Genomic DNA, 25,558 nt, shown 5'->3' with positions numbered 1-25,558 from the left:
AAACAATTCTTTTCGATTTACAACATTTCGTGAATAAGGTAGATCAGTAGACTGATCTACGTGTGTCTTTCATTCACTGAATTATTCCCCCCAAGGAGGATGGAACATGGCTTTTTCGTTCCGCGGACGAACGATCAGCAAAGTGGGCGTAATCGGCTCCGGCCAAATCGGCCCGGATATAGCTCTTCATTTTGTTAAGGTTCTACACGCCTATGATGTCCAGGTCATTGTGGTGGATGTGGCAGAGCAAGCCTTGGAAAAAGGCAAGGCGAAGCTGTTCAAGAAGATCGACAAGGGTGCTGAGACCGGCGCTTTCAAGCCCAAGGAAGTCGATGGCATGAAAAGCCACGTGGTGTTTACTTCCGATTACGGTCAGCTCAAAGGAGCAGACCTTGTCGTGGAAGCGGCAACTGAAGACTTGCCCTTGAAACGCCGAATTTTCCATCAGATTGAAGAACTGGTCAGCGCAGATGCCATTCTCACCAGCAATTCCTCACATCTGGAACCGGAACGCATATTCGAAGAATTGAAGCACAAAGGCCGCTCCTTGTGTACCCATTATTTCTTCCCGGCTGAAAGAAATCCAGCCCTGGAGATCATTCCCGGAAAGGATACGGACCCAGAGATTACCGAGCTTATGATGCGTTTCTACGAGGCAATCGGCAAATTCCCTATCCACGTTGGTTCGAGATACGGCTATGCCGTGGACCCCGTGTTCGAAGGGCTGCTTCTCGCGTGCGTTCAGTGTGTGGATGCAGGGTTGGGTTCCACGAAAGAGGTGGATGCCGTCGCTTCGAAATGTCTCGGCCTGACCGTAGGCCCCTTCACCGCGCACAATCTGACCGGCGGCAATCCGATTACCGCTCACGGTCTCGGAGACATGCACGAAAGACTCAATCCCTGGTTCAGGGTTCCGGAAAGCCTTAAACAGATTGTAGCATCCAAAGGTAACTGGGAAGTGCCTGGCAGAGGGGAAAAAATCGACATCGCTCCAGAGAAGGAAAAAGCAATCGCTGAAGAACTGGAAGGCGCATACTTCGCTATCGTATGCGACATGCTGGACGCGGGAATCATCACCACCAGCGATTTCGATCTTCTCATCAGTGTTGCGCTCGATATGAAGCCTCCGTTCACATTCATGAATTCCCTTGGTATAGATAAAGCGCTGCAGCTTGTGGAGGATTTTGCGAAAAAGTACCCCGACATGCCTGTGTCGAAAACATTGAAGGAACAGGCTGCTTCCGGAAAACCATGGGAAGTGCTGGACGTCCTTTTCGAGAAAAAAGGAAACGTCGGACTCATCACTATTCGCAGACCGAAAGCTCTGAACGCTTTGAATAGTAAAGTCTTCAAGGAATTGGATGCGTACTGCGAGATCATCAAGAATGACCCGGAAATAAAAGCTGCCGTGCTGACGGGTTTCGGAAACAAAGCATTTGTCGCGGGAGCAGATATCAAAGAAATGGCGGGACTCACCGACCCGGCACAGGGAGAAGCTTTCGCCCGCAAAGGTCAAATTTCGTCAGCCAACCTGGAGAAGATTGGAAAACCGGTCGTAGCAGCGATGAACGGTCTAGGCCTGGGAGGCGGATGCGAAATAGCCATGTGTTGCACGGCACGAATCGCTCCCAAAGGCTTGAGAATGTTCGCAGGCCAACCTGAAGTGAACCTGGGTCTCATTCCCGGAATGGGTGGTACGCAGCGATTGCCGAGGCTCATAGGGTTTGAAAAGGCTGCGGAGATGATAAGGACAGCAGGTCCCATCTCTTCCGAGCAGGCTCTGGAATACGGCCTTGTAACTGAGCTTGTTGAAGGCGACGTGCTTGTCCGCGCAATCGAACTGGCTCGAGAACTGGGCGAAGGCAAGACAAAAGTGAAGATGATGGAAATGGGACCTCTATCGAATGTCCCAGATAAACTGCCGGATGTGGATATCGGCCATCTATCCCGCGCCATAGACAAACTGGCAGTCCAGGCAATTCTCGAAGGCGGCAGCATGACCCTGGAAGATGGGCTCAAGAACGAAGCCAAGCGTTTCGGCGAGTGCTGGAAGACTGAAGACAACCGCATCGGATTGCAGAATTTTGTTGAAAAAGGAGCACGGTCCAAAGCCCCGTTCGTGCACAGATAGGGAATTCAGCAATCAGACAAGAAATTTCGGGGAGGAACTTCTTGTAAGAAGTTCCTCCCCGAACCCCTCCTCAAGAACTTTTGGCACTCGCCGAAACCCAATTTCCTTGCAGGAAATTCGGATTCCGGCGAATGGTAAAAGTCTCTTGGAGAGCGTTTGGAAGGACATTCTCTACCAAGAACGTCCTCCCAACATTCCCCTTTTTGAATGCCAAAAGATGGGGTCAGTCTGCCACACGTTTCGCGTCTGAAGTTTTTCGAAATTCATCCACCGACTCGGGTCATTGCGAGCAGTCGGACTAAATCTTGATCGAACGGCTTGTATGCTAGAGTCATCGATGGATGCCAGCGCAACCGTGATTCGCATGGATTGATTAACCGTAGAGGCAGTATGCACGTCACCACTTTCACAACATCGATAGACGACCGTTATTTCGAAGATTACGTACCCGGCGCTGCCTATGAATGCGGCTCCATTGCAGTGGAAAAACGTGAAATTCTGGAGTTCGCCAACAGGTTCGACCCGCAACCGTTGCACACCGATGAAGAAGCAGCCGAAAAATCAGTGTTCGGGGGGATTATTGCCAGCGGCTGGCATACAGCCAGTCTCATGATGCGGTTGTTCGTCGAGCATTATTTATCACGGGTAGCAAGTCTCAGCTCACCGGGAGTAGACGAACTCCGTTGGCTGAAGCCGGTTCGGCCTGGCGATGAGCTTTTCCTTCGCGTCACGGTCATGGAAACTATCCGCTCACGGTCCAAGCCTGACAGAGGTGTTGTCCGATCGTTCATAGAAGTGAGAAATCAGCACGATGAGATCGTAATGACTATGAAGGCACTGAATTTATTGGGCTGCAGGTCGATTCCGTGAGATGCGCTGGTCTTATGTTCAACCAGCCAACCGTTTCTCAACCAATCCTCTAAAGACATTTTCGTCTCCGATGAGAAAGATTTTCGGATCTCGAACAACCGAGGTTAAGAAATGATGGCCTCCAGCGATTTTTGTGGAGAATTCCTTCAAAGGATAAACGGAAGGGTTCACTTCCCGCCCCATAATTTGCTGGGCGGGCATCAGCAAATCAACAATTTCAGAAAGTTTCGCTTCCCCGACGAAAAGCACATCCACGTCGCTGTCAGCAGTTTCAGTTCCTTTTGCAAAGGATCCATAGATGAATGCGAAAGTTATCCGTTCTGATAAAGGTGCTAAGGCTTGTCGAAGAATATCGGCTATCCCGGCCGTCTTGACCATAAGAGATCTGAGCTCCGGGAAAATAGCTGATTTAGGATTAGCTTGAAAATAGACGTGATTTCCTTGTTTGCGCCGCACGACTAATCCGGCGTTGACGAGATTTTCCAGTTCACGCTGAACTGCTCCTCGCCCCATGTTTACAGATCGTTCGATCTCGCGGAAATAAAACGAGGTGTCACTATGACAGAAGAGGAGAGACAAAACAGAAGAACGAACCCTCCCGAATAGTGCGGAGCTAAGACTGGTTGGTACTGTCCCCATAATAGGGCTGATCATACCCGAAATGGGGACATGATAGCAAACACAATTTTTGGAGTGATAGGGGGCCAGAGAGTTCAAGCCAAAAAATCAACGAAATGTTATGCTCAGCCGCTCGAATCTTCTTCGCTCCGTGTTTGGTCATAACGGAAGGCAGGCCGCTACCGGGGCATGCAGTACGGCGTCTCATGAATCCGCTCCGTTTCATTCGTATCTAGAGCATCCTTTGGAAATACACCACGTCAAAAATTCTGCCTTTTTTCTCAACGACATTCCGAAACCGTCCAGCTTCCGTAAAACCGTTCTTCAAGTGAAAGCGGATACTTGCTTCGTTCAATGAAGACACGCTTGCAAGCACTGTTCTCAGATTCTTATTCTTTCCTTCCGCAAGGAGATGCTCGAGAAGAGCCTTGCCGATGCCTTTCCGTGTTGTATCGGGCTTGAGAAAGTATGTTATCTCTGCTGTCCCCGAGAACGTGGGAAGCGGGTTGTAGGGACGGAGCATGCCAAATCCGACGGCGTGCCCTTCCGAGTCTAGAACCGCTACTGCCGGATAGCCGCGACACGTTTCCAAGAGATGATCGAAAAAGGAATACGGGACGGCTTGTTCAGGGTATGCGGCAAAGCTGTTTTCAATGTAATAGTTGAATATGTCGACGATCTCTTCACGATATTGCGTTGTGAGAGCAGAAAGATTCATCTTCATTCCCTATCCTTTCCTTAAATGGGGACACCTGTGGAGTCTTGTGGGAGGAGTTGCCATATCAATTGGCTTTTCTTCTCACAATCTGGAAGGCTGGAGGTATCCTTCGCTCCGGACGACGCAAAGCCGTCTAATCACTCCGCTCAGGACACTCCAGCCTTATTTCCATAACTGCGAAATAGTATCAATCTTCGGAGATGATTTTCCGAAGTTTTTCCAATTCATGAAGGGTTTCATTGACGAGCAGATAAAGCACTGAGTCTCCTTTGCCCTGGACACCCGGTTCCTCCAAGAAACGGCCTTTCAGTATTTTTCGCGTGATGAACTCCACCTGTTCTTCATTGAGTCCCGGTAACTCGAATTCCGTAATGAGTTCGCCTGGAAGCGGAGGAACGCTTTTCAATTCCTTTGTAATTCTGCCTTTTTTCATGAGGAGAACATGCGGCGCTCCGAAATCGGCCCAATACAGATCTACTTCCCTGCCTTCTTCGGCTGTTCTTGCGCGATAGAATCGAACGAACATGGACCTAATTGCCGGCGTCTCCGGAGTCGGATGTGTCCTGTCGCGGAGCAGGAGCTTCCCGGGTCGGAACTGTGTGGGTGGATTCAGAGTAACGTCTTATCACGTGGACTGCAGAAGCTTCTGCGCCTTTATCGGCGTAGATGAACATGCCCTGTTTCGATATACCCCTGCCTTGTTGAGGAGTGCCATCATCGGGTTTCATTCTTAATTCCTGTCCCTGATACCGTACGGTCATGGTATCTCCGTCTTTCTTGACAATCTGAGGCCCGGGCATTGCAGAACATGCTGAAATGAGGAAACCAACCGCAAATCCTGCGATTGCCAGCTTCCCATGTCCGTATCGACTCAAATACAACAACTTCAATAACCTCGCACAAAACTGTAACATCAAGTCAATTTTATCGCAAGAACAAATTGAATAAACTAGCTGTTTCAGCTTACCGCTAATGGTTGGATAGTGCGTTGCCGGGAAATGCTCCCGGCAATCTCATTCAATGTGGCAGTTGTGGAAGGACTTATAAGGGCATAGTCATATTCGAGCCGTAATCCTTGTCTGTCGGCCGTATGTCATAAAGCTGCTCCACTTTTCGAAGCGGATACGGCTTATGATTCAGGGCATCGTAGATTTCGGTCAGCATTGAAACAAGGTCATATGTCAGAGACCATCCCGGATAATCACTCTCGAAACGTCTGCAGTCCGTGATCCACCATTTGTGGTCGCCAATTCTGTTCTTCTCGGAGTACATCCAGTTCAACGGACGACCGGTAATCTCTTCGCACACTGAAATGGCTTCCAATACGGAGCAACTGCTCGACCGTCCTCCTCCGAGATTGTAGACCCTACCTCCATGGAGAGGGCTGACGAAGAAATGCCAAAAGGCGTTTACCAGGTCGTACGCGTGCAGGTTGTCTCGGACCTGTTTGCCTTTGTACCCGAAAACCGTATATGCCTCGCCGCTCATGGCGCACTTCATCAAATAGGATAAGAATCCATGGAGTTGTGTGCCGGCCTGATCGGGACCTGTGAGGCATCCGCAACGAAAGCTCACGGTGTTGATGCCGAAATAGCGGCCGTATTCCTGCACGAGAATGTCCGCAGCAGTTTTGGAGGCCCCGAAAATGCTATGCAGGGAACGATCGATGCTCATGGTCTCATCTATCCCGTGTTCTGCGTACACGTGATTCTTCAGCTCCCATCTGGACGGACATTCCACGAGAGGAAGGCAGTTCGGGGTATCACCATAAACTTTATTTGTGCTTGTGAATATGAAAACTGCTTCCGGACAGAATTTTCGAGTCATCTCCAGGAGACTGAGCGTTCCATTTGCATTAATGGAGAAATCAGCAAACGCGTCACGTGCAGCCCAATCGTGTGATGGTTGAGCAGCGGTATGGATGACTACGGATATATCGGTGCCGTAATGGGCAAAGATCCGATGTAGACTGTCCAGATCTCGAATGTCGATATCAAAATGCGTGTATCCGTCTACTGTGGTTTCAAGTAATTGACGGTTTCCGAAAGTGCTTGCTTCTTCACCGAAGAAAGCTTTTCGCATATTGTTGTCAATACCGACTACTATTAGACCTTTACTCGCAAACCATCTCACCGCCTCACTGCCGATGAGCCCAGCCGACCCCGTAATAATTGCCACACTCATAATAATTCACCTTTCTCAATTACAGCAATTGACTGACACAGGAAAGCTCTTCCTATTTCTTAATTACAATTTGCATTCAAAATCCCCCCATTTCCCATATGCGCTAACTTAGAGTGTTCTAGATTGGTTGTTCCGGAGGAACAACTGAAAATAGGCCGGCGATTCATCGCCGGTTAAGGAAAAACATAATAATTTCGAGTCCCAGAGGGACGACTGATACACAAATTCCCGGCAATGAATTACCGGGCTATTTTCTTTTGTCCCTTCGGGACAAAGAATTGGAACAACGTTGGCGCTTATGCTCCACTCCTCCTTTATAGAGGACGGTTAGAGGGGGTTCTTGTCTAACTTTGAAAGCAAATTGATATAATTCATTAATTCCTTAATAATTCAGCAGTAATTCTCATCTCAAGTCACTGTAAACAATGACTACTTCAGATACTATTTTTATACTCCACTATTTCAATTCCGTGCACATTGAGTTGTTTTGAGTATACACTTCCTGCGCGGTTTTGCCAAGTCACGCTCTGTGTGCGTCCCAAAAACTTAATGTACGGAGGAAACCCCCGGTTCAGGAACTCGGGGGTTTTCATATTCAGCTCTCTTAGCCTTCTTTGTACAAAAATACGTATTCCCCGTCATTTACTAATACGGAAATACGAGCCCCTCGAGACTGGGCATAGGTCACCCAGCTTGGAACATCGTTTCCACAGCCACAAACAATTGCGGGGGAATGTTTCCACTCTTTCTTATCAAACCAGGCAAGAAGCATTGGAGAAGCTGCTAATTCTCGCGCTTTACCATCTGCCATACGTTTTGCACGATCAAATGTCAATGCGGAACCGTCTATCGCAATGTCAACCGGTCCCGGCAGCATGTCACGTTTTACCGGTCTAGAATCTATCATGGCGTACCTCGTCAAACCATAACGAGCTCCGTCCCTCTTCCACAAAGGACAGCATCCCCACATAATTTTTGCTAAGGAACAGACCCTGAAGCCTGCTCCATAATCATGATAAGAAAATAAGTTGCAGAGTGTTATCGGTCAAGTAGACGCTTCTATTCAAGTTTTCCGGGAGGCAAAGAAGTCCGTAAGAGAGAACTGTCATATAATCGACTACATTGCTGAACGGTTGTCTGGGGATGCTCCGAAATGTGAGATCATTGACTTTCCCCATTCTATCCGGTACCGTACCACTAAATGGTATCGCATGGTTACATCGGAGCACAAAGGCCCGGGTAAAGAGATAGCCGCGGTTTTTATAGGACGATTGTCTCTGATTGATACAGTTTTATTGCTGTGTTAATTGCATTGAGGTGAAGATAATTGCTATGAACGGTCACTTAACCAGAAGAGATTTCTTTGGCGCTACCGGGATCATCGGTTTCAGTTTGTATTTTTCTGCTGATACGGAAGCTCAAACACATCGCAAGACAAATAAGAAGGCCCCCGCTGCAAACGATATTTTTTCCGTGATCAAACAGGATCATTCGGAATTTCTCAAGACGCTGAATCGGATGGAACATGCTTCCGATCCCCGGACACGCGGTCAGGAATTTACCTTTTTGCGCCAGTCTCTGCTTCCTCACGCAAAAGCCGAGGAAGTCATTCTCTTTTCCGTAATCCAGAATCAGAACACGAGGCTTAAAGCGGAAGAAGAACACTACATTATGGAAAGAATCATCATCGACATGAAAAATACCCAGCTTGTGGATGAAAGATGGCCTGCGAAACTCAGCGTTCTGAAAGACATACTCGACCGCCACCTGAGAGAAGAGGAGAATTCGATTTTCAAGATGGTAAAAGATTTTGTATCGAAGAATCAAGCGGCAGAAATGGCAAACCGATTTGTCGCTATGAAGCAGGAACTTCAGGGGGCCGTGCAGTAGCTTGTTTGTCTTTTTTCATTCTTCTGAATCCAGGGGGTGGGAAATCTTGTGGACGAGCGAAGATATTCGGTAGTAAAAAAGCAACCCGAAATTCCTCACTTATTAGCAGTTCTCGAAAGTAATCACGGATTGACTTCACCTGAGGCTATTTTTTCTCGGTTGCTCGTTGCGCAGTTCTGTCAGTCGGGTGCCACTGACCTGAGCGTGCTCAGGTCAGTGTCGGGCGCGTCAAGTGGCAAGGGCACTGACCTGGCGCTACCAGGTCAGTGGCACCCAAGACACAACCTTGGCCTTTTGCTGAATGTCGGCACAAGACCGCGAAAACTTTTGAGAACCGTTTATAGGTAAAGCGGGATTAGGGAGGATCTGGAAAGTTGGAGGGACTGTGATCCGAGAAAAGATTCTCTCTACTCCGAGTTGTTACCCCACAAGCTTTTTCGTAATGGACATCTTTCATGCGCTGGAACACATGCGAAAAGCGGCACTGTTTTTTCACGACGAGGACAGCCCAGAAGAAAGCGTTACTTTGGCATTATGGAGCTTCTCAAATTACAAGAAGCATCTGAATAACGAGCAATCTGCGAAAAAGTGATTGCCATGCGTTGATTGATATCTATTTTGTCCTGAAAAGAAATGGCGGCACCCACAAGAAGGAGGGTGCGGTGATCAGTTCTTGTTCTGATAGAACTCTACCTGGAACGAACCCGCGCCGAACCTGGCGGGGTTGACCATTTTGAATTCACCCAGGCTGTTGTGAACAGTGTTGCCTTGATGTACCCATTCGTCAAAGCCACCTTCGAGGCTCACCACATTTCTAAAACCCGCTTTCATCAAGGCTTTCACCACCAAACCCGCTCGGTGGCCTTTCTTGCAATAGACGACGATTTCAGCATTTGAATCCGGTAATTTCTGTACAAGCACAAACTCTGCGATGCCGCGCTCAACCCACGCAGAGCCCTTTATGTGAGCTGCATCGTATTCTGACTTTGTTCGGACATCCAACAAGACAAGCTTATTGTTCTTCTTGATTCTCTTCTTCAGTTCGTCAATGCCTATGCAACTCACGTCTTCATGAGCGTCTTCGATAACTTGTTCGATTGTTCTGAGCCCGTTACCTTCATTCGCTTTCACCGTTTGCGTCACGATACCCTGCAAGCACAATAGCATGACGACGATGCTGATTGTTGCACACTTTTCCATGAAACCCTCCTTCTGGATGAAGAAGCCAAATTTTGTCTCTACAGTGTTCAAGTGGCTTCCGAATCCGGTGAAGTCGATCAAGAACGGCTTCGTCTCGGTAAGTGGAACCAATTCTTAAATGATCACCAAAACCGAGTCAAACGAATAAATATGATGACTGTGATCGAAAATTTCGAACACAGAAAGCCAGGAAAACTATCTGCTCACATTCAGGGTTCATGTTGCATCAATTTGAGATTCTATGCTAAAGTTGCTCTCACCAAGAAAACGGGTGAGAGAATGAACTCGTTGAAAACCGCATTGTTCGTTGTCTTAGTGGCCCTGGTGGTAATTGTTTCCTGCGGGAATGCATCTGCCGGGCAAGTATGGACAAAATGTCACATCACCTGTCGATGTCTGCAAGATAATTCCGTAGGCAATTTTCTCTTTAATATACCTCTGGACACTACTCCCGATGTTGGTTTCGATGCGGATTTGGCATGCAATCAATACGCATACAGAACCTGCGCGGATGGCTGTAACGGCACCAAATTCTCATACACCTATCAGGTTACAAGTCCCTGATTAACCCGATCTTCCGGATGTATCGAAACACCCCTCTCGCGTAAGCATAACCTTCAGCACTGTCTGCGTCGTATCAGTGACGGGAGCTGCATTGCCTCTCCGAAGCCCCCCGATCCACAGGCATTCGTCTCCTTTGAATAGCAGCGGAACCAGTTTTCTCATGTGCCGCGGTATTTTTGCGTCTATGAGTATAGATTTGATCTTGCGGGAACCTTTCCCCGGCCATGGCCTACATCGATCTCCAGGGAGCACGCTTCTCAGCACCACAGGAAACGCGGCTTGCTCCGCGTCGAAGAATGCTGTTTCCGCACCGTCTGCCGAATTCACGTCAACGAGTTCGGCCGGAATTATCTCAAACGAGATTTTTGGTCCAGCGGCACCGAATTGGTACGTCCCCGGGCCAGGTATTTCAGTTTCTAGGCGGGAATCCTGAAACGTCGATTCCTTTCGCGCAATTCTGAGTTCGGCGTAATTCCGCACTGCTTCAAGCCTGTTTGGCAGGCTGATTCTGCCCGAAGGATTCTCCGAATAGATCATCTGCTTCATGGACTCCACATGAACCCGGCCGATTCTGGCATATGGCCCCGCAGTCTCATAAAGAGCCAAGATAATCACGCGCGCAACGAGCACCTCATCGGCTTGCCATAGTGGTTCAATACTGAGTGTTAGCCCTGAATCGGTAGACCGAACGGCACGATTGAACAGTTCTGATGCTTGCCGAGAGATGAACCGATCTTCTTGACCGATCAACTCCATGGTGCGCGCAAGCGGTTTCCTGTACTGAGGGAAGCGTTTTTGCACCGCAGGAATTATGTCGTGCCTGATAAAATTTCGATCTGCGGAAATAGTGAGATTTGTAGGGTCGATTCTGTACTGAATACCCGCATCCTCAAGATATTCCAGTACTTCGCTGCGTGTCGTATGAGCAAACGGTCTGATAATAGCACCGTGTACCGGTCTAATACCCTGAATTCCCTGGAGAGACGATCCCCTCAATATGCGTAGAAAAAAGGTCTCTATTGTGTCGTCAAGATGGTGGGCTGTGGCAATTCTTCCGCCGGGAAATTTACGTAACAATTCCCGGAAGTAGTCATATCGTGCTTTTCTGCCGGCTTCTTCCAGGCTCATCGAAAGATTTGCGGCCAATGTTCGAACGTCTTCCCGCCGAATCGAGCACGGAAGATCGAGCCGTTCCGCAGCCTGAAAGGTGAACTCCGCGTCAGCGCGGGAGTCCGATCTCAATGCGTGGTCCAAGTGAGCTACATGGATGCTGCATCGCAAGTCTGATTTCAGCGCGTGCAAGACATGCATAAGGGCGACCGAATCCGGTCCGCCGGAAACACCTAGTACGACAGTCGTTCCAGGCAATATCATCTTGTGAGCTGAGATGATGCTCTTAACAGACTGGTGCAGATGATAGATGCGATCCGAGGGCGCCATAGAAACGGCGGCTTCTTTCGACGTCAATCGCTCTTCTTGAGCTTTTCCCATTCGCTGTTACACGTTTTGAGCTGCCGGTACAGTGCATCGACCTGGGCCTCGTCCACGGTATTCTCGACAGCTTCCAACCGGAGTATATCTTCTATGATCTTTCGACATTCCACACCTTTGACGATATCCGGTCTGCAGGCTTCTTCACACTTTTCGTCAGTTCCACGCAGCTCGATCATCTTCTTGCGCAATTCAAGCATTTTATTGCGAATTTCACCAACTTCGGAAAAATTCTTCTTATTGAAGGCAGCGTTCAGTTCCTCGTCTTTTTTTAACAGTTGCTGCAGTATCGACTGCTTGGTCTTGTTCAATTCCTTGCATTCTTCACAGGTGAGAGCATGTGCGCTCAAAGAAAATCCAAAGATACAAACAAAGACAAGGATATAAATCATTCGTGCAGTCATGAACTCTCCCTAAGAAGCTAAAGATTGTCTCGGCAAAGCAGTGGTTTTGGATAGACTCGTCCAACCCGGCCTTAGCCTTAAGAAACTGTCTCAAAAATCGAAATTTACCTCAGATCGTGGCACGATTTCTCCTACATTCGAGACTTTTGAGACAGCCTCTTAATGCCCGCCATGGTGCTAATGTCAAGAAAACCGGTCACTACCGAACCGAATGCTCCTCACGTGAGTGGAGCCGGAAAATATCACTGTACGCTATGCGATACCTACAGCGGGCAAACTGATTGTACACGATCGAAGACGATTTCAACGCTATTTCATCTTGCGCAGTCGAACTTCGACTCCTTCCGTCCCTTTCATCAAAGCCGTAAGCTTGGATAGATCGGTGTCACCCGTGTGATATGGGTAGAGGATCTTGGGTTTGAAAGCTTTTGCTGCATCCGTAACCATTTCCGGCGTCATGGTGTACGGCAAGTTCATAGGGAGGAAAGCTATATCGATATTCGCGAGTTGCTTCATTTCAGGAGTGTTTTCCGTATCTCCGGCTACATAGACCCTTTTGTCGCCAAAGGTCAAGACGTATCCGTTGCCCACTCCCTTCGGATGAAAAGGCACACCGGCGCTCCTCATATGTACGAGATTATAAGCCGGGACAGCTTCTATCTTGATGCCGTCCACTGTTTTCGCATCGCCGTTGTGCATGACGATTCGACCCGGCAGGTTCTTCCCAACCGTTTCCGTGACGACCAGTTTTGTTTTGTCGGTTTTCACCTTGTTAAGAGCAGTCGGATCCAGGTGATCCTGATGCTCGTGAGTAATCAGAATGAGATCCGCTTTGGGGAAATTTGAAAAATCAGCCAGTTTTCCGTAGGGATCGATATGGATCACCTTTCCTTTGTATTCAAACATCAATGTTCCATGTCCGATAAACGTAATTTTCAGATCGCCATCCGAAGTCTTTATGACATCGGTTTCAAGAGCAGAGGCTGCGTACGCGAGTGCCGGTACCAATAACAAGAAGATATACAGTAGAACGCGCATGGTTTCCCTCCTGATGCGAGTCGGCTCAAACTGTTCGTAGAGGCAATGACAATAGTATTATGCGAGCGGGTCAACTTAAATATCAAGTGAGAAAACGAAGATCTTCGCAAAATATCTACGTATTTCCCGGAAAATATCAGGAGAATATTTCCGGACAAGCGCTTTTCCCGACCCTTCTTCATACATGATTTCAGCCGCCGGCAACGGGTGGAAAGACTGCGACCCGGTCTCCCGGCTTGAGCACTTCGTCTTCGCGTGCATGAATACCGTTCAAGAATACGAGTTTCGGAATATCTTCAGGGACGGCAAATTGTCGCAGCACATCGCGTACGGTCGTATTTTCGGCCAGTTCCACGAAACAGGCATTATTGACTGCATACTCCGGAAGAAGTGACGCCAGAGATGCATAGAAACAGAGTTCCACTTTCATGAACAATCATCCCGTAATGCGTTTAATGCAGCAAAATGCGCTTCCTCCAGCACTTTCTTGAGCGGTATGTCTTGTTCCATAGCCAAACGCTTGCAGTCTTCATATTCCGGATGGATATTGGTGATCTCATCCCCGGCGCATGCTATTTTGAACCGAATCAGACCATATTTCGTACGAATCTCTTTAATGGACCGAGTCGCTTTTATGCGGTTTTCCACGCGCCAGCGCACCCCTATGGTGGTTGTCTCCCGCATAAGCAAATCAGAAAACGCTTTCACCAGGTCGATCGGGCACATGATTGTTACGAGCGTTGCCGGACGATTCTTCTTCATCTGTATAGGCAGGAGAAAAACATCCAGCGCACCCATGCCGAGCGCTTTTTCCACGAGATGATCGTACACCTGGGGATTCATGTCATCGATATTCGTTTCCAGAATCGCCACGATTTCACTCCCCAATTCGCTGGACTGATTTTCCGTGTCTCCAATGAAGACTCTGAGCAGATTGGGGATCTCCAGGTCACGACTTCCCGCACCATGGCCGACTTCATACGGAACCATAAACGGCATGGGACCGAATCCCGATGCTAATACCGTCAAAAGTGCAGCGGCTGTTGGAGTGAGCAATTCTCCGGGTACACCCGTTGAATAGACAGGCTTTCCCAGGACAAGCTTAGCTGTGGCCGGAGCAGGCACCGGGAGAATGCCGTGTGCGCATTGAACCGTCCCGCACCCGACATGTAACGGCGAGCAAAAAACGGACTCAACCCCAAGAGCTGCCAGTCCCGCCACACTGCCCACAATGTCGATTATGGAATCCATGGCGCCCACTTCATGGAAATGAACCTCGTCTTTGGTCGTTCCATGAACACTGGCCTCTGCTTCCGCTAAAACTTCAAACACTTGAAGACTCTTGGCTTTTACGGCTTCGGAAAGTCCGCTCCGGGATATTATCTGCGTAATATCAGCCAGTCTTCGGTGATGGTGACCATGATGATGTTGGTCGATCAGCACGTGGGCCTTTGTCCCGGAAAGTCCCTTCCTGGTTGTCTTTTCGGCTCGTAGCTCGAAATGTCCAAGGTTGAGTTTTTCAAGTTCGGAAACTAAAACGCTCAGGGGCAATCCCGCGTCCAGGAGCGCCCCGAGAATCATATCGCCCGAGGCCCCGGAAAAACATTCAAAATACGCTATTCTCATAGTGATCGGACTCACAAAATACCGTCACGGAGCGGCGGTTCATGCCAATTTGCCTTTCAAAGTTAAACAAAAATCCCTTCTACCCCCTTTTAGTAAAGGGGGGAATGGGGGGATTTTGAATGCAAATTGATATTAGAGGTAATCACCTTGTTCAGGCTTCCTGTTTCAAATCCTCCAAGATCGAGGGTGACAAATGTGAACCCGAGATCCTGCCGGAAAAAGCTCACCAGAGCGGTTCGTATCTTCCTGGTTGCAAGTTTCGGGATTGCTGCGAAATCGACCTCAATCCGTGCAGTATCCCCATAGTGTCGGACTCGAATCTGTATGCTACCCAGAAGACTCCGAATGAACTCCTCGCCCCGATCCACTTGATCGAGGTTTTCTGCAGTAATCTGTCGGCCGTAGGGAATTCGCGACGCAAGGCACGCGTACGATGGTTTGTCCCAGGTGGTGAGTCCGAGTTCCCGCGAGATTCTTCGAATCTCTTTTTTGGAAAGGCCGATCTCCTGCAGAGGGCTGCGCACTTTTAACTCTTCTGCAGCCCGACTTCCCGGACGGTAATCGCTCGCATCATCCGCATTCGATCCATCCAGAAGCACAGGAAAACCACGCGGTTCCATTTCCTTCAGAATATCACCGAACCTGCTTTTCTTGCAGATGTAACACTTGTCCGGGGAATTCGTTGTAAAATCGGGGTCTTCCATCTCTCTTGAGCGCAGGATGAGGTGCTCCACTCCCAGCAGTTGAGCGAATTCGGTTGCCTCGCGCAATTCTCGTTCAGGAGTAGTGGGTGAGTAAGCCGTGACAGCAAGAACATTCGATCCAAGCGCGTCTGATGCGGCTTTGAGAAGAAGAGTGCTGTCTACTCCCCCGGAAAATGCAACTGCAACCCGCCCGAACTGACGGAGTTCGGATTGCAGACGTTTGTAACGCGCTTTTTGGGGAGTGTCGCTCAACAGGCCCTCTATTGTTCGCGTATGAATGAGACTCTGTTTCCCCATTCGTTACTATACGAGCCGGACAGGGGAAATCTCCCCGGACCATGCCGGGAAACGGTCTTGAGCATACAAGCTGAGCGAAATTCGGTCAATATTCCCCGTTCCTTCCTGAAGAGAAAAGGATTTTTCCGAGGAACGGTTCTCTCAATTCTGCTGATTCCTCTAGGACGGTGTTACTATGAAGAAAATAGCTCAATTGCGATTCCCGGCCCGATTTTTTCATTGCTTGACATCAGCGCGTTCACTTGATATCCTATTTAGATGATCGCGGGGTGGAGCAGCCAGGTAGCTCGTTGGGCTCATAACCCAAAGGTCGGAGGTTCAAATCCTCCCCCCGCTACCAGCTTTAAGGTTACGAAATCCGTAGCCTTTTTTTATTGGTGGGCATTCTCGACCTTCCCTGAATTTATGTTTGTTGCTGCTATCAGGTGTCGGGGGGCTCACTCCTGTCCTGAACGGGCGCGAAATGCCCTTCTCGTTTTACCCTTTCGGGTATATTATCCTCGCGTCCTGTCAGGTGCGAGCATGTTTTCCTGTCTAATAGCCGAATCTTACCGAAATGGCTCCCATACTGGATTGTGAACTGCCACCCGATTTGCGGATAAGTCCTTCGCCGTCAACCCTCTAGTATTCTTGGAGTCGAAAGATATTGTCATGGTTCCGCGAACCGGTGGCACAAAAATTGCTCTTGCTTTTTAACGTCCCGGAAGTACTGTTGAGAATAATTTAAACCAAATATAGAGGTTTGCCGCCGGAACACGAATGGAAGCGGGATGCCCGAACCATGACGAGGTTTTGGCTTGTACCGGAATCGAGGCAGACTGAGGGCATGCGCAATTAATTGGAATTCGTAAGCTAATACCTCCACAAGTATCAATACTGTGATTTTATGCCATCCAATTTCCTTGGAGGGAGAATTGATATGGAAAATTTTCTCCAAAAACGATTGCTTCTTATCGCACTACTTGGACTCGGAATAATTCTGGCGTCTTTTCAGGATGACCGTACTTTCTGGGGGGGAAAGTTGATGCAAGCCGTGAAGAATTCCGATACCGCCGCTATTCAATTATGCGTGAATGCAGGAGCGGACGTTGACTGCAAAGACGAGTTCAAATTTACACCGCTCGCGTGGGCAGTCATGCTGGGCCACGCTCCGGGAGTTCAGGTATTGCTGGAGCGTGGCGCGGACATCAACGCGGCGGACGATGAAGGCCAGACTGCGCTCATGTGGGCTTCGCTGTTCGGCCACGAAGATATCGTAAAAATCCTTCTGTTGAAGCATGCGGATGTAAATCAAAAGACCCGAGACCATGGGATAACAGCCCTTATGGCCGCAGCGGCCAAGGGCCACGCGAGCATTATCAGGACTCTTATAAGATACGGCGCAGATGTGAACGCGAAAGACAAGAATAACAACTCAGCTCTACTACACGCGACTTTGAAGGGCTTTCCCGAAGTGGCAAAAATGCTCCTTGATTCAGGGGCTCTATTCCAAGGAGTTACTCCTACGTATACCGCTGTAGCGGACGTTGAATTATCGTTTCAGGGGACGATTGTTTCACTCGGGCTTTTCCGAATGGGGTTCCCGGCTCCCGGCAAGAAATTCGTCGAAGCGTGCGTGTGGCGAGTTCCTTCAGAATACAGAGTTTTCCCGGCCCTGGAAATCATCCCCCGGTCATCATATGAACTCATTCATGGAAAGACTTTGTAATAATACGGATGTGTCAGGCTGAATCGTTAATTATGCCGATGTGAGAAGGAATTCGGGAAACACTTTGACCGATTAATACCGATTCGCTTTTCCTTTCATAATCTGGGAGGCTGGAGGTATCCTTCGCTCCGGACGACGCAAAGTCGTCTAATCACTCCGCTCAGGACACGCTCCAGTATTCGCTGTCTTATGTGCATAACAGCGAAATCCTGTAAAAACCCCGGTCTGCTTCCAGAAGAGATCTACTGCCCGAGAGTGGCTGTCTTGGAGATTACGAGACTGGCTAGAACGAAAAAACCAAACGCTGCAATGAGAAACCCGGCGCTCTTGTTGATGAGTTTCAGGCCCCTCGCGGGAATTCTCTTATGAAAGACGCTCGTGACTGCACTTAAGATCAGCCACCACAATGTGGATCCCGAAAATATTCCGCACACCATGAGGCTCGAAGAAACAAGCTTCCCTTCACTGGTACTCAATCCTGCTGCCGCAAAAATCGCGGCAAACATTATGATGGTAAGAGGGTTGGTCAGCGTCAGAGCCAATGTGGAAACAAAATCCCGAAACAGTCCGTCATTCTGTGTATCGGGTCCGTCTTCTCGTGGTGTGGAAAAGAATATTGTGTAACCTGCATAACACAGAATTAATCCGCCGAGAAGTCTCAGTAACTCACTGTGCAAGAGTAAAAAATGGGTTACCACAGTCATCCCGAAGGCTGCCGTGGCTCCATATATAGCGTCCGCGGCTGCAGCTCCAAGACCGGAACTGAACCCTGATTTGAAGCCTCTGTTAAGGGTTCGTTTAATACAAAGGAGCGCAATAGGACCTACAGGAAGGGCAATTGACAATCCAACAACGATACCTTTGAAATAGAAATTCAGCATATCCGCACCCCGGCTAATTCGCGTCGGTTTCACAAGTCAAATTCGGTCGGAGCCGAAAAGCGCCGAGACCGGCTCATCAAACGGTTCGGCTTCGCTGCCGGTCCGCCGGTAATTCCATGAGGTAATGTCAATCCGACAATTATTCATTTTCATGAGAAAGCGCAAGCAGTCAAGCGAAGCCACACTGGATCGCATTGTTCGTATTGACAAAATTGTTCTGATGGCTGATCGTATTTTACGATTGGAAGGCACATGAATCTTATCGAACGGCTGGAAAGAATTGAAAATGCGGTGAGTGCAATTGAGCTTCGGGACAAGTTTGCGATCACCTGTATCTTTTCGTCTGAAAATTCCTGCCGAGTTCACTACCGGAAGTCAAAATTCATCGTGCCCAGAGTCCTGTGCGCGCAACTCATGAGTGACATTGAAGCTCTTGTACATATTCAGAACGGCTTTATGGGTCTGGTAAAGGATTCCCGAAATCTGGCTGAGTATTTTTCCGAACATGCGACTCAGATTTCTACGGATCGTGAAGAATGGAACACCTGGATTCAGAATTTAGGTCAGGTAGAAGTTTCCTACTATGACGCCATGAAACTCATTGCATTGCAGGCTGTCTCGGTTGTCGATGCTGATTAATGCTCCGACAGAAAGTGTTTCTCTGGCATAGATGATTCAGGGCCGCTCCGTAAGAATGTGGTCCGTTAACGCAAGCACAGTCGTGAACACCATATCCAGAGCGAACCATCGGATGATGGACTTGTCAAAGAGCACTGAAACTGACGCGGGAAATTCGTCGTCTTCTTTCCACAGGACATAGGTAACCGGAATCTCGGGGAACGGAAAAAAGCGCATGGCCGTATCGCCATGAGGAACGCGTTGTGCCCCCAATTCCAGTGCTCGCGCCTCGAATGCTTCAGGGTCTCGCCCGTATCGTTCTGCAATCGGCCACACGTATAACGTGTGCGGCCCCTGGAAAAAAGTCACCCCACCGGGCAAATCTTTCTCACTGACTTCGACCCCCGTTACAGGGCCGCCATTGTCGGCAACGAGGTAACGGATCAACAGGATCTGAAATTCTTCGCTCAATCTGCGCGAAGGATAGGGAGAAAGCTCGGTGATACGTTCCGCCCCCGCGTCCACAAGATATTTGGCGTTAAGGAACCTGACTTCATAAGCATGATCGGATGTGCTCGTAACGCCATCCTGTTTCAAGATCTGCTCCGGATTTCGGTTTCTCAAATCTTCCCAGTGTATCGGTTTGGGTGCCGCGCAGCTCACGTTTCCTCCCTTGTCTGCAGAACGCATTGTTCCCCGATTGGTAGTTCTAACAGCTTTTCGCGTGCAGGTAAATTTAGTCGATAATCAAGAGTGTGCTTTTTTTCGCGGGAATTCTTGATGTGTCTTGTAGAACACATTAAGAAATGCGTTTTGGTAAGAGAAATCCTCAACAAGAACGCTTGACATCAGGAAGAAAATAGCTAGACTACATCAATAAAGAATCTACTCTGAACAACAGGGCCATATGTTTACTCATTTTGTAATAATTATCTCCTGCTTTTCCATGATCGGTGTAACCGCCGTGCCGGCTGCACTGATCAATTGTTGCTGCAAGAGTAAAGACCGTGTTTGTTCGATGGCTAAAGCCTCTCCTCGTTCATGTTCGGCAGGAATGAAGTGTTCGATTCCCAGCTCTCCCGAGTCAAAATCCTGCTGCTCTCAAAAGCACGTAAGTTCTGTGTCGCAAGACTCTTTGAAAAAGGATTGCCCGAATTGCCGCTGTCTGGAACACCTTCAGACTGTCAGCCTTTCCGGGCAGAACACCGTAAACGAGTCGAATATTCGATTTTCCGCCTATACTGCCGCTCTTTCCGAATTGCCGGTCTTTTCACAAGAAAGTGTGTCTTTGGAGACTGCTCTTTTTTCGAATGCACGCGGCACCCCTGTTAATCTTCAAACCTGTTCCCTTCGCTGTTGATACCAGTACCCCAGAATTCTTGAGTTTCGTGTCGTAGTTTAACGACTTCAAGTGGCGGACGTTTGTTCGGATCACTTTGATGCTGTGCGTATCGACGCTGCGCACACTGAAATACTCATGGAGTACAGGTATGTCCTCTGAAAAGAACATCAAGAAAATTGATTTGAATGTACTGGATCAGGCCGAAAAGAAGGTCTCCATTGCCAGAATGAAGAAGGTGGGGATTGCAGCGGCGCTTATCCTCTTCCTGGTCGCGGGAAGTTATGGGGTATTCGCCATGCTTTCCGGGAAGGTCATCGGGTCGAGGTTAATCGTAAACAATATGAATTGCCCGGCATGCGTTGTCACGGTGAAAGAAGTTACCGGGAAGCTGCCGGGAGTCGTCGAGGCCGATGTCAGCCTGGCAGCTCAGGACGTAACCGTAAAATTTCGAGACAAGCAGACCAATACCGATCAGATCCGTGAAGCAATAGCCAAAGCCGGGTATCCCGTCAAATTGGAAGGCTTGTTCAGTCCTGAAGGATCGGGAATTTCCGAGCCGGTCATTGCCGGAGTCAACGGAAAGCCCGTATTTGCGAAAGATCTGAACATACCGCTTCTCGCTGACATGAGCGATCCTTCAACCAAAGATCCTGCCGCGGCATTCTTCAACACCGTTGGAAAAGAAGTGCTGCTGCAAATTGCGGATTCCAAGACTGTAGTGGTTCAACCCTATGAAGTGGAAGCCGAAGTGGAAAGGATCAGGACAGCTCAGGGCATCGATACGGATGAGTTTGCAAAACGTATCTCTCAACAATTCGGATCCAAGGAGAAGTATTTCCAGATCGTAGCCCAGCGTCTGGGAATCCGAAAGCTCGTCGACGAACATGTGGTATCGGGCATTCAAGACAGCCAGGAAAAGGCTCGCAAAACCATGGAATGGGTCGGCACGGTTTTCAAAGACGCCGACGTGAAGATTCTCGATCCCACATTCAAAGAAAAGATGCATGCATCGTTCGGCCAGGATGAATGGAAGACATTTTGGCCACGGATGATCTCTGCAAACACCGAACTGAAAAATCTCCTGGTTCAGTAATTTACCTCAGAAAAGAAAGGAAATATCATGAAGATTCATACCTCAATAAGCACCATCATCGCTCTCTGCGCCGTCGCATTGCTCGCTTTTTCCGCTCCCGTGTACGCGTGGAATTTCACGGTTCCCGCGCAGGAAGTCAAACCCGTAAACGGAGCATTTGTATTCCCTGTCGCATCGTTTGCTGACGGAAAAGCACATCATTTTCAGTACACCATTTCTCCCAAGGAGAGAGTTCGATTCTTCATTGTGAAGAGCACCGACGGAGTTGTCCGTGCAGCTCTTGATGCATGTGAAGTGTGCAAGGCATCCAAAAAGGGGTACGTGCAGCAAGGGAATGACATGATTTGCATCAATTGCGGCCTCAAATTCAGGACCGACAAGGTAAATGAAGTCAGAGGCGGCTGTAATCCGCATCCCCTCAAGAGAACAATTCAGGGTGACAAGCTTGTAATCAATGCTCAGGAAGTCGCGGAAGGGCTCGTTTATTTTCGATAGGAGGGGTCTAGTATGAAACTTCACGATATAGCCGTAAACAATCTGAGACGGAGAAAAGGAAAAGTATTCTTCCTTGTGGTGGGGTTGCTGGTAGGGGTTGCTGCTGTTGTCGCTCTCCATACAACGACACGTATCCTGGAAGAAGACATTGCCCACAAAATGGACGAGTTCGGTGCGAACATCATTGTCACGCCGAAATCTGAGGGCCTATCCCTGACTTACGGCGGTTTGAGCCTGGGAGGCTTCTCCTTTGACGTAAAAGAGATCTCCGAATCCGATCTGGAAAAAATCAAAACCATTCCCAACGCGGCCAACATCAGGATCGTTAGCCCCAAGGTATTCGGGGTATTCGAATCGGAAGCAGCGAAAGCTCTTGTGGTCGGAGTGGATTTCGACGAGGAAATGTCGCTCAAGAAATGGTGGAAAGTTGATGGAGACACTCCGACAAAACCTAATCAGATCCTTCTGGGAAAAGAGGCTGCAGAGCGTTTCCACGTGACACCCGGCTCCAAGCTGGACATCAAGGGTGAATCCTTCAAGGTGGCCGGAGTTCTCGAGTCCACCGGTTCCCAGGATGACGGTCTTATCTTCATGCATTTGCCGACTACCCAAAAACTCTTCGGAAAACAGGGCACCGTGGGAATGGTAGAAATTGCAGCGCTCTGCAAGAACTGCCCTATTTCCGACATCGTGACCCAAATCTCCGAAAAGCTGCCCACTGCGAAAGTTACTGCAATCCAGCAAGTAGTGGAAGGCAGAATGGATACGCTCCACAATTTCCGCAAGTTTTCTCTCGGCATTTCAGGTCTCGTGTTGCTGGTGGGCTCAATGGTTGTATTTGTGACCATGATGGCCAGTGTAAACGAGCGGACGCGGGAGATAGGAATATTCAGCGCAATAGGTTTTCGGCGCTCTCATATCATGAAAATCATCCTCCTCGAGGCAGCGGTTGTTTCATTCATGGCAGGAATTGCCGGTTATTTGACGGGGATAGGGATCACCCGCTTACTGCTGACGTTCCTCACGGAACACATGCCCCATTTTTCGCTGGACCCTCTGGTGGCATTGGGAGCGGTTTTCCTTGCAATTCTCGTAGGCCTGCTGGCTTCGCTGTATCCAGCCCTTGCGGCTTCCAAAATGGACCCCAGTGAAGCTCTTCGGACGCTGTAAAGGAGGTAATAATCATGAGTTATATAGTAGCGAATCAGGTGGCAAGAGAATTCGGCCAAGGTGAAAACAAGGTAACTGCGGTCCGAAGAATCGATCTATCCATAGGTCAGTCTGAATTTATCTCGATCATGGGTGAATCCGGTGCAGGAAAAAGCACGTTGCTCTCCATGCTCGGAGGGCTCTTGAGCCCCACCAAAGGCGAGATCCTCGTGGGAGACATCAATATATACGCTCTCAAACGTGACAAACTGGCCGATTTCAGGCGTGAGTTCATGGGCTTCATCTTCCAGTCCTTTCAACTGGTGCCGTACCTGAACGTTATAGAAAACGTGCAGCTTCCCCTTGCTGTAACACACCATTCAGAAGCGGATAAGAAGAAACTCGCGCTGTCTGCGCTGGAACGTGTGGGCCTGAAAGATAAGGCTTTGCGGCTGCCCAATCAGCTTTCCGGAGGCGAACAGGAGAGAGTGGCAATAGCGCGGGCTGTGGTTAACGAACCACCCATTCTGTTCGCGGACGAACCTACCGGGAACCTGGATTCCAGAAATTCCGAAGAAGTCATGAACTTGCTCAAGCGCTTGAACTCCGAAGGCCAGACAATCGTTATGGTTACGCACAGCAGACGAAATGCGGAATACGCAGACCGGATCGTCGAAGTTGCAGACGGCTGCATTAGCGTTTCCAAACCGATCAGGGCTGCAGCTTGTTAGTGGCAGCGGTTATCTGAGAAAAAAAGGAGGATTGTACCATGAAAAAAGTAGCTTACCTGTTGGTAATCGGTGTTTTCTTGAGTGTTGCCCTGACCGGGTCGGCGTATGCAGCAGCAAGTTGTTGCGATCCCAAGAATACCGGGGGTGGCGTGCAGCAGCCCCCCGTGATTGAAGGTCTCATGCCCAAGGCCCCACAAGCACAGATGAAAAGTGCGGTGCCAAAGCGTCGACCATTAGAAGTAACCTCCATGGGAGGCGGATGGAATGTCCCTGTGAATCGGGGAGCTGCAGCTTTTCCGAAACCTGTTAACGCAAATCCGGCGAGCTGCTGCTCGGCACCCCAGAGTGCACCTGCTCCGCAGCAGGTTGCTCCGCCGACCGGTTGTGGATGCTGCGCTGGAAGCCAGAGTATAGCTGCGCCGACTGCTGTTATGAATGCCGGTCCGGTCAGACGATTCGCCCCGACATATGCACAACCGGTGGTCAGGCAGACCCCTGTCTGGCCCATGGGACAGGCTGCACGAGGGCCAGGCTTTGGGAGTCTCTGGTAGACGAGATAGGTGGTAATTCACGCATTCAGATGAGTGCATCACTATAATGATTCTCAAGAGTAATCATGGATTATGAAGAGCCATTCCTCGAAATTGGTAGCCACCGGCCTCCGTGCCGGTGGGCAATCTGTAAGAAATCATCCGGTTTCGCCCGGCAGCGACTGTGTTTCTTGTCAAGGAAAAACTACCTGGAAAGGCTGTTTTTTCTTGAGCATTGCGTTTAGGATGACGATCATCTTACGCATACAAGCCGTGATGGCAACCTTGAAAGGTTTTCCAGCCTCAATGAGGCGTTGATAGAAAGGCTTGATGACTACATTGGACGTTATGGCCGCGACTGCAGCCATATACAGGGTTGAGCGTACATCCGCCCGTCCACCCGAAATCTCGCGCTTGCCTTTCTTCTTTCCGCTGTCTTTGTTGAGAGGCGCCAGGCCGACGAGGCGACTGATTTCATGACGGCTGACATGTCCCAGTTCGGGCAGTTTTGCCATGAGCACTCTGGCAGTTATGGGGCCCACGCCTTTGAAGGTTCGGAGGAGTTCCTCTGTTTCACGCCACAGAGGCGATTTCCTGATAAGGTCATCGACATCTTTATCGATGTCTTCGATTTCCTTATCTAGGGCTGCTATGACCGTTTGAATGCTGCGCTGCACGCGATTGGAACGGGCTCGATGGAGGCGATTCTTTTCTGATGCACGCAAATCAACAAGCTGCTTTCGACGTGTTACGAGTTCCTTGATTTGCTTTTCGTCCTCCGTTGGCAGCGGCTTCGGTATGGGCCTAACCGTTTGGGCAAAGCGTGCCAGCACATAAGCATCGATGGCGTCTGTCTTGGCGAGTTTTCCGATGCCTTTAGCAAAGTCCCGCACCTGACCAGGGTTGACGACAGCGATCGGCAGGCCGGCGAGACCTAACTGGGCCGCAACGGTTATCTCGTAGCCTCCGGTGGCTTCCATCACGATTACCATGGGGGTCTCTGCGTGGAGGATCTCAATCAGCGAGTCGATGCCTTGAGTGTCATTCTTGACGGTGGTGTGCATGCCTTTTGGCAGCACATGCGCATCCAACTGATCTTTAGAGATATCTATGCCAACAAAAACTTCTTCATGCATGTGTAACATCCCACCCTTGTGGATACGGACTTCTCAACGAGTCCAGGCGACTGTTCGGGCTTTTTACACGAAGGCCTCCGGTGATCCAGCTGCCGGGCAGTCTCAGAGGACCAAGGGACGAACGATCTACCGGTGCCTCT

The 25,558-nt window shown here is 49.3% G+C and carries 28 protein-coding genes and 1 tRNA gene; 13 read left to right on the top strand and 16 right to left on the bottom strand.

Annotation, left to right across the window (positions count from 1 at the left end):
• The first annotated feature begins 106 nt into the window (after positions 1-106).
• Both DESTI_RS31640 and DESTI_RS22335 read left to right on the top strand, forming a co-directional pair.
• Positions 107-2,131, top strand: a complete 2,025-nt coding sequence (locus DESTI_RS31640) for a 3-hydroxyacyl-CoA dehydrogenase/enoyl-CoA hydratase family protein (RefSeq protein ID WP_014812251.1) — start codon at positions 107-109, stop codon at positions 2,129-2,131.
• A 390-nt stretch (positions 2,132-2,521) separates the two neighbouring features.
• Complete coding sequence (locus tag DESTI_RS22335; RefSeq protein ID WP_014812250.1) at positions 2,522-3,001, top strand: MaoC family dehydratase; 480 nt, start codon at positions 2,522-2,524, stop codon at positions 2,999-3,001.
• An 18-nt stretch (positions 3,002-3,019) separates the two neighbouring features.
• On the opposite strand, the gene DESTI_RS22330 is transcribed toward DESTI_RS22335, so the two are convergent.
• The 6 genes from DESTI_RS22330 to DESTI_RS22305 form a co-directional block, all read right to left on the bottom strand.
• The gene (locus tag DESTI_RS22330) at positions 3,020-3,514 is read right to left on the bottom strand and encodes a nucleotidyltransferase domain-containing protein (protein WP_211213710.1); all 495 of its coding nucleotides are present in this window, start codon (positions 3,512-3,514) and stop codon (positions 3,020-3,022) included.
• Positions 3,515-3,851: 337 nt separating this feature from the next.
• A complete protein-coding gene (locus DESTI_RS22325) occupies positions 3,852-4,343 on the bottom strand; it encodes a GNAT family N-acetyltransferase (RefSeq protein ID WP_014812247.1) in 492 nt (163 codons plus the stop codon).
• A gap of 181 nt (positions 4,344-4,524) precedes the next feature.
• Positions 4,525-4,863 (bottom strand): hypothetical protein, encoded by a 339-nt coding sequence (locus DESTI_RS22320; RefSeq protein WP_014812246.1) that lies wholly within the window; start codon positions 4,861-4,863, stop codon positions 4,525-4,527.
• 4 nt (positions 4,864-4,867) lie between these two features.
• A complete protein-coding gene (locus tag DESTI_RS22315) occupies positions 4,868-5,221 on the bottom strand; it encodes a hypothetical protein (protein ID WP_014812245.1) in 354 nt (117 codons plus the stop codon).
• Positions 5,222-5,378: 157 nt separating this feature from the next.
• Complete coding sequence (locus tag DESTI_RS22310; RefSeq protein WP_014812244.1) at positions 5,379-6,521, bottom strand: NAD-dependent epimerase/dehydratase family protein; 1,143 nt, start codon at positions 6,519-6,521, stop codon at positions 5,379-5,381.
• Between the two features lie 604 nt (positions 6,522-7,125).
• Complete coding sequence (locus DESTI_RS22305; protein WP_014812242.1) at positions 7,126-7,428, bottom strand: AF1514 family protein; 303 nt, start codon at positions 7,426-7,428, stop codon at positions 7,126-7,128.
• 425 nt (positions 7,429-7,853) lie between these two features.
• Between DESTI_RS22305 and DESTI_RS22295 the strand changes: the two genes are divergently transcribed.
• The gene (locus tag DESTI_RS22295) at positions 7,854-8,411 is read left to right on the top strand and encodes a hemerythrin domain-containing protein (RefSeq protein WP_014812241.1); all 558 of its coding nucleotides are present in this window, start codon (positions 7,854-7,856) and stop codon (positions 8,409-8,411) included.
• Positions 8,412-8,796: 385 nt separating this feature from the next.
• Entirely contained in the window at positions 8,797-9,003 is a 207-nt protein-coding gene (locus tag DESTI_RS22290) for a hypothetical protein (protein WP_014812240.1), read from the top strand.
• A gap of 74 nt (positions 9,004-9,077) precedes the next feature.
• Here DESTI_RS22290 and DESTI_RS22285 read toward each other — a convergent pair whose 3' ends face one another.
• Complete coding sequence (locus tag DESTI_RS22285; protein ID WP_014812239.1) at positions 9,078-9,611, bottom strand: rhodanese-like domain-containing protein; 534 nt, start codon at positions 9,609-9,611, stop codon at positions 9,078-9,080.
• Positions 9,612-9,890: 279 nt separating this feature from the next.
• On the opposite strand from DESTI_RS22285, the gene DESTI_RS30965 reads away from it, so the two are divergent.
• Positions 9,891-10,175, top strand: coding sequence for a hypothetical protein (locus DESTI_RS30965; RefSeq protein ID WP_157212243.1), 285 nt, complete (start codon positions 9,891-9,893; stop codon positions 10,173-10,175).
• Here the strand turns inward: DESTI_RS30965 and tilS are convergent, their stop codons facing one another.
• The 6 genes from tilS to larE all read right to left on the bottom strand — a co-directional run bounded on the left by tilS (position 10,176) and on the right by larE (position 15,690).
• Positions 10,176-11,666 (bottom strand): tRNA lysidine(34) synthetase TilS, encoded by a 1,491-nt coding sequence (tilS, locus tag DESTI_RS22275; protein WP_014812237.1) that lies wholly within the window; start codon positions 11,664-11,666, stop codon positions 10,176-10,178.
• Entirely contained in the window at positions 11,639-12,070 is a 432-nt protein-coding gene (locus tag DESTI_RS22270) for a hypothetical protein (RefSeq protein WP_014812236.1), read from the bottom strand. The genes tilS and DESTI_RS22270 overlap by 28 nt, the downstream gene beginning before the upstream one ends.
• 309 nt (positions 12,071-12,379) lie before the next feature.
• On the bottom strand, positions 12,380-13,108 hold the full coding sequence (locus DESTI_RS22265; protein ID WP_014812235.1) for an MBL fold metallo-hydrolase: 729 nt from the start codon (positions 13,106-13,108) through the stop codon (positions 12,380-12,382).
• A gap of 190 nt (positions 13,109-13,298) precedes the next feature.
• Positions 13,299-13,538: a MoaD/ThiS family protein gene (locus tag DESTI_RS22260; protein ID WP_014812234.1), complete on the bottom strand. Its 240-nt coding sequence runs from the start codon at positions 13,536-13,538 to the stop codon at positions 13,299-13,301.
• Positions 13,535-14,734 (bottom strand): nickel pincer cofactor biosynthesis protein LarC, encoded by a 1,200-nt coding sequence (gene larC, locus DESTI_RS22255; RefSeq protein WP_014812233.1) that lies wholly within the window; start codon positions 14,732-14,734, stop codon positions 13,535-13,537. Before larC ends, DESTI_RS22260 begins: the two co-directional genes overlap by 4 nt.
• Before the next feature lie 89 nt (positions 14,735-14,823).
• Positions 14,824-15,690, bottom strand: a complete 867-nt coding sequence (gene larE, locus DESTI_RS22250; protein WP_014812232.1) for an ATP-dependent sacrificial sulfur transferase LarE — start codon at positions 15,688-15,690, stop codon at positions 14,824-14,826.
• 308 nt (positions 15,691-15,998) lie between these two features.
• Between larE and DESTI_RS22240 the strand changes: the two genes are divergently transcribed.
• Together DESTI_RS22240 and DESTI_RS29300 are read left to right on the top strand one after the other, a co-directional pair.
• Positions 15,999-16,075, top strand: a tRNA-Met gene (locus DESTI_RS22240).
• 579 nt (positions 16,076-16,654) lie between these two features.
• The gene (locus DESTI_RS29300) at positions 16,655-17,443 is read left to right on the top strand and encodes an ankyrin repeat domain-containing protein (RefSeq protein ID WP_014812231.1); all 789 of its coding nucleotides are present in this window, start codon (positions 16,655-16,657) and stop codon (positions 17,441-17,443) included.
• A gap of 242 nt (positions 17,444-17,685) precedes the next feature.
• On the opposite strand, the gene DESTI_RS22230 is transcribed toward DESTI_RS29300, so the two are convergent.
• The gene (locus DESTI_RS22230) at positions 17,686-18,324 is read right to left on the bottom strand and encodes a LysE family translocator (RefSeq protein WP_014812230.1); all 639 of its coding nucleotides are present in this window, start codon (positions 18,322-18,324) and stop codon (positions 17,686-17,688) included.
• Positions 18,325-18,576: 252 nt separating this feature from the next.
• On the opposite strand from DESTI_RS22230, the gene DESTI_RS22225 reads away from it, so the two are divergent.
• Positions 18,577-18,963: a hypothetical protein gene (locus DESTI_RS22225; protein ID WP_014812229.1), complete on the top strand. Its 387-nt coding sequence runs from the start codon at positions 18,577-18,579 to the stop codon at positions 18,961-18,963.
• A gap of 36 nt (positions 18,964-18,999) precedes the next feature.
• Here the strand turns inward: DESTI_RS22225 and DESTI_RS29295 are convergent, their stop codons facing one another.
• Positions 19,000-19,605, bottom strand: a complete 606-nt coding sequence (locus tag DESTI_RS29295; RefSeq protein WP_014812228.1) for a DUF3786 domain-containing protein — start codon at positions 19,603-19,605, stop codon at positions 19,000-19,002.
• Positions 19,606-20,432: 827 nt separating this feature from the next.
• Here DESTI_RS29295 and DESTI_RS22210 point away from each other — a divergent pair.
• The 5 genes from DESTI_RS22210 to DESTI_RS22190 are packed head-to-tail and all read left to right on the top strand — an operon-like array spanning position 20,433 to position 24,303.
• Positions 20,433-21,377 carry a heavy-metal-associated domain-containing protein gene (locus DESTI_RS22210; protein ID WP_014812226.1) on the top strand — a complete coding sequence of 315 codons (945 nt, stop codon included), beginning with the start codon at positions 20,433-20,435 and terminating at the stop codon, positions 21,375-21,377.
• Positions 21,378-21,404: 27 nt separating this feature from the next.
• On the top strand, positions 21,405-21,872 hold the full coding sequence (locus DESTI_RS22205; protein WP_014812225.1) for a DUF2318 domain-containing protein: 468 nt from the start codon (positions 21,405-21,407) through the stop codon (positions 21,870-21,872).
• A gap of 12 nt (positions 21,873-21,884) precedes the next feature.
• On the top strand, positions 21,885-23,042 hold the full coding sequence (locus DESTI_RS22200) for an ABC transporter permease (RefSeq protein ID WP_014812224.1): 1,158 nt from the start codon (positions 21,885-21,887) through the stop codon (positions 23,040-23,042).
• A gap of 14 nt (positions 23,043-23,056) precedes the next feature.
• A complete protein-coding gene (locus DESTI_RS22195) occupies positions 23,057-23,752 on the top strand; it encodes an ABC transporter ATP-binding protein (protein WP_014812223.1) in 696 nt (231 codons plus the stop codon).
• Positions 23,753-23,790: 38 nt separating this feature from the next.
• Positions 23,791-24,303, top strand: coding sequence for a hypothetical protein (locus tag DESTI_RS22190; RefSeq protein ID WP_014812222.1), 513 nt, complete (start codon positions 23,791-23,793; stop codon positions 24,301-24,303).
• Positions 24,304-24,476: 173 nt separating this feature from the next.
• Here DESTI_RS22190 and DESTI_RS22185 read toward each other — a convergent pair whose 3' ends face one another.
• Positions 24,477-25,418 carry an IS110 family RNA-guided transposase gene (locus tag DESTI_RS22185; RefSeq protein ID WP_014809154.1) on the bottom strand — a complete coding sequence of 314 codons (942 nt, stop codon included), beginning with the start codon at positions 25,416-25,418 and terminating at the stop codon, positions 24,477-24,479.
• Positions 25,419-25,558 lie beyond the last annotated feature (140 nt).

This window comes from Desulfomonile tiedjei DSM 6799 (assembly GCF_000266945.1).
Lineage (GTDB): Bacteria > Desulfobacterota > Desulfomonilia > Desulfomonilales > Desulfomonilaceae > Desulfomonile > Desulfomonile tiedjei.
The sequence above is the reverse complement of the archived record's forward strand: the minus strand, read 5'-3'. Positions and strand labels throughout refer to the sequence as shown.

What these genes read in the sequence shown, in the direction of transcription:
- DESTI_RS22260 (WP_014812234.1), bottom strand. Translation starts at nt 13,538, where the DNA reads ATGAAAGTGGAACTCTGTTTCTATGCATCTCTGGCGTCACTTCTTCCG.
- DESTI_RS22310 (WP_014812244.1), bottom strand. Translation starts at nt 6,521, where the DNA reads ATGAGTGTGGCAATTATTACGGGGTCGGCTGGGCTCATCGGCAGTGAG.
- DESTI_RS30965 (WP_157212243.1), top strand. Translation starts at nt 9,891, where the DNA reads ATGAACTCGTTGAAAACCGCATTGTTCGTTGTCTTAGTGGCCCTGGTG.
- larC (WP_014812233.1), bottom strand. Translation starts at nt 14,734, where the DNA reads ATGAGAATAGCGTATTTTGAATGTTTTTCCGGGGCCTCGGGCGATATG.
- DESTI_RS22270 (WP_014812236.1), bottom strand. Translation starts at nt 12,070, where the DNA reads ATGACTGCACGAATGATTTATATCCTTGTCTTTGTTTGTATCTTTGGA.
- DESTI_RS22185 (WP_014809154.1), bottom strand. Translation starts at nt 25,418, where the DNA reads ATGCATGAAGAAGTTTTTGTTGGCATAGATATCTCTAAAGATCAGTTG.
- DESTI_RS22285 (WP_014812239.1), bottom strand. Translation starts at nt 9,611, where the DNA reads ATGGAAAAGTGTGCAACAATCAGCATCGTCGTCATGCTATTGTGCTTG.
- DESTI_RS31640 (WP_014812251.1), top strand. Translation starts at nt 107, where the DNA reads ATGGCTTTTTCGTTCCGCGGACGAACGATCAGCAAAGTGGGCGTAATC.
- DESTI_RS22265 (WP_014812235.1), bottom strand. Translation starts at nt 13,108, where the DNA reads ATGCGCGTTCTACTGTATATCTTCTTGTTATTGGTACCGGCACTCGCG.
- DESTI_RS22325 (WP_014812247.1), bottom strand. Translation starts at nt 4,343, where the DNA reads ATGAAGATGAATCTTTCTGCTCTCACAACGCAATATCGTGAAGAGATC.
- DESTI_RS22200 (WP_014812224.1), top strand. Translation starts at nt 21,885, where the DNA reads ATGAAACTTCACGATATAGCCGTAAACAATCTGAGACGGAGAAAAGGA.
- DESTI_RS22305 (WP_014812242.1), bottom strand. Translation starts at nt 7,428, where the DNA reads ATGATAGATTCTAGACCGGTAAAACGTGACATGCTGCCGGGACCGGTT.
- DESTI_RS22205 (WP_014812225.1), top strand. Translation starts at nt 21,405, where the DNA reads ATGAAGATTCATACCTCAATAAGCACCATCATCGCTCTCTGCGCCGTC.
- DESTI_RS22190 (WP_014812222.1), top strand. Translation starts at nt 23,791, where the DNA reads ATGAAAAAAGTAGCTTACCTGTTGGTAATCGGTGTTTTCTTGAGTGTT.
- DESTI_RS22195 (WP_014812223.1), top strand. Translation starts at nt 23,057, where the DNA reads ATGAGTTATATAGTAGCGAATCAGGTGGCAAGAGAATTCGGCCAAGGT.
- DESTI_RS22210 (WP_014812226.1), top strand. Translation starts at nt 20,433, where the DNA reads ATGTCCTCTGAAAAGAACATCAAGAAAATTGATTTGAATGTACTGGAT.
- DESTI_RS22320 (WP_014812246.1), bottom strand. Translation starts at nt 4,863, where the DNA reads ATGTTCGTTCGATTCTATCGCGCAAGAACAGCCGAAGAAGGCAGGGAA.
- DESTI_RS29300 (WP_014812231.1), top strand. Translation starts at nt 16,655, where the DNA reads ATGGAAAATTTTCTCCAAAAACGATTGCTTCTTATCGCACTACTTGGA.
- DESTI_RS22295 (WP_014812241.1), top strand. Translation starts at nt 7,854, where the DNA reads ATGAACGGTCACTTAACCAGAAGAGATTTCTTTGGCGCTACCGGGATC.
- DESTI_RS22230 (WP_014812230.1), bottom strand. Translation starts at nt 18,324, where the DNA reads ATGCTGAATTTCTATTTCAAAGGTATCGTTGTTGGATTGTCAATTGCC.
- DESTI_RS22335 (WP_014812250.1), top strand. Translation starts at nt 2,522, where the DNA reads ATGCACGTCACCACTTTCACAACATCGATAGACGACCGTTATTTCGAA.
- DESTI_RS22225 (WP_014812229.1), top strand. Translation starts at nt 18,577, where the DNA reads ATGAATCTTATCGAACGGCTGGAAAGAATTGAAAATGCGGTGAGTGCA.
- DESTI_RS22330 (WP_211213710.1), bottom strand. Translation starts at nt 3,514, where the DNA reads ATGGGGCGAGGAGCAGTTCAGCGTGAACTGGAAAATCTCGTCAACGCC.
- tilS (WP_014812237.1), bottom strand. Translation starts at nt 11,666, where the DNA reads ATGGGAAAAGCTCAAGAAGAGCGATTGACGTCGAAAGAAGCCGCCGTT.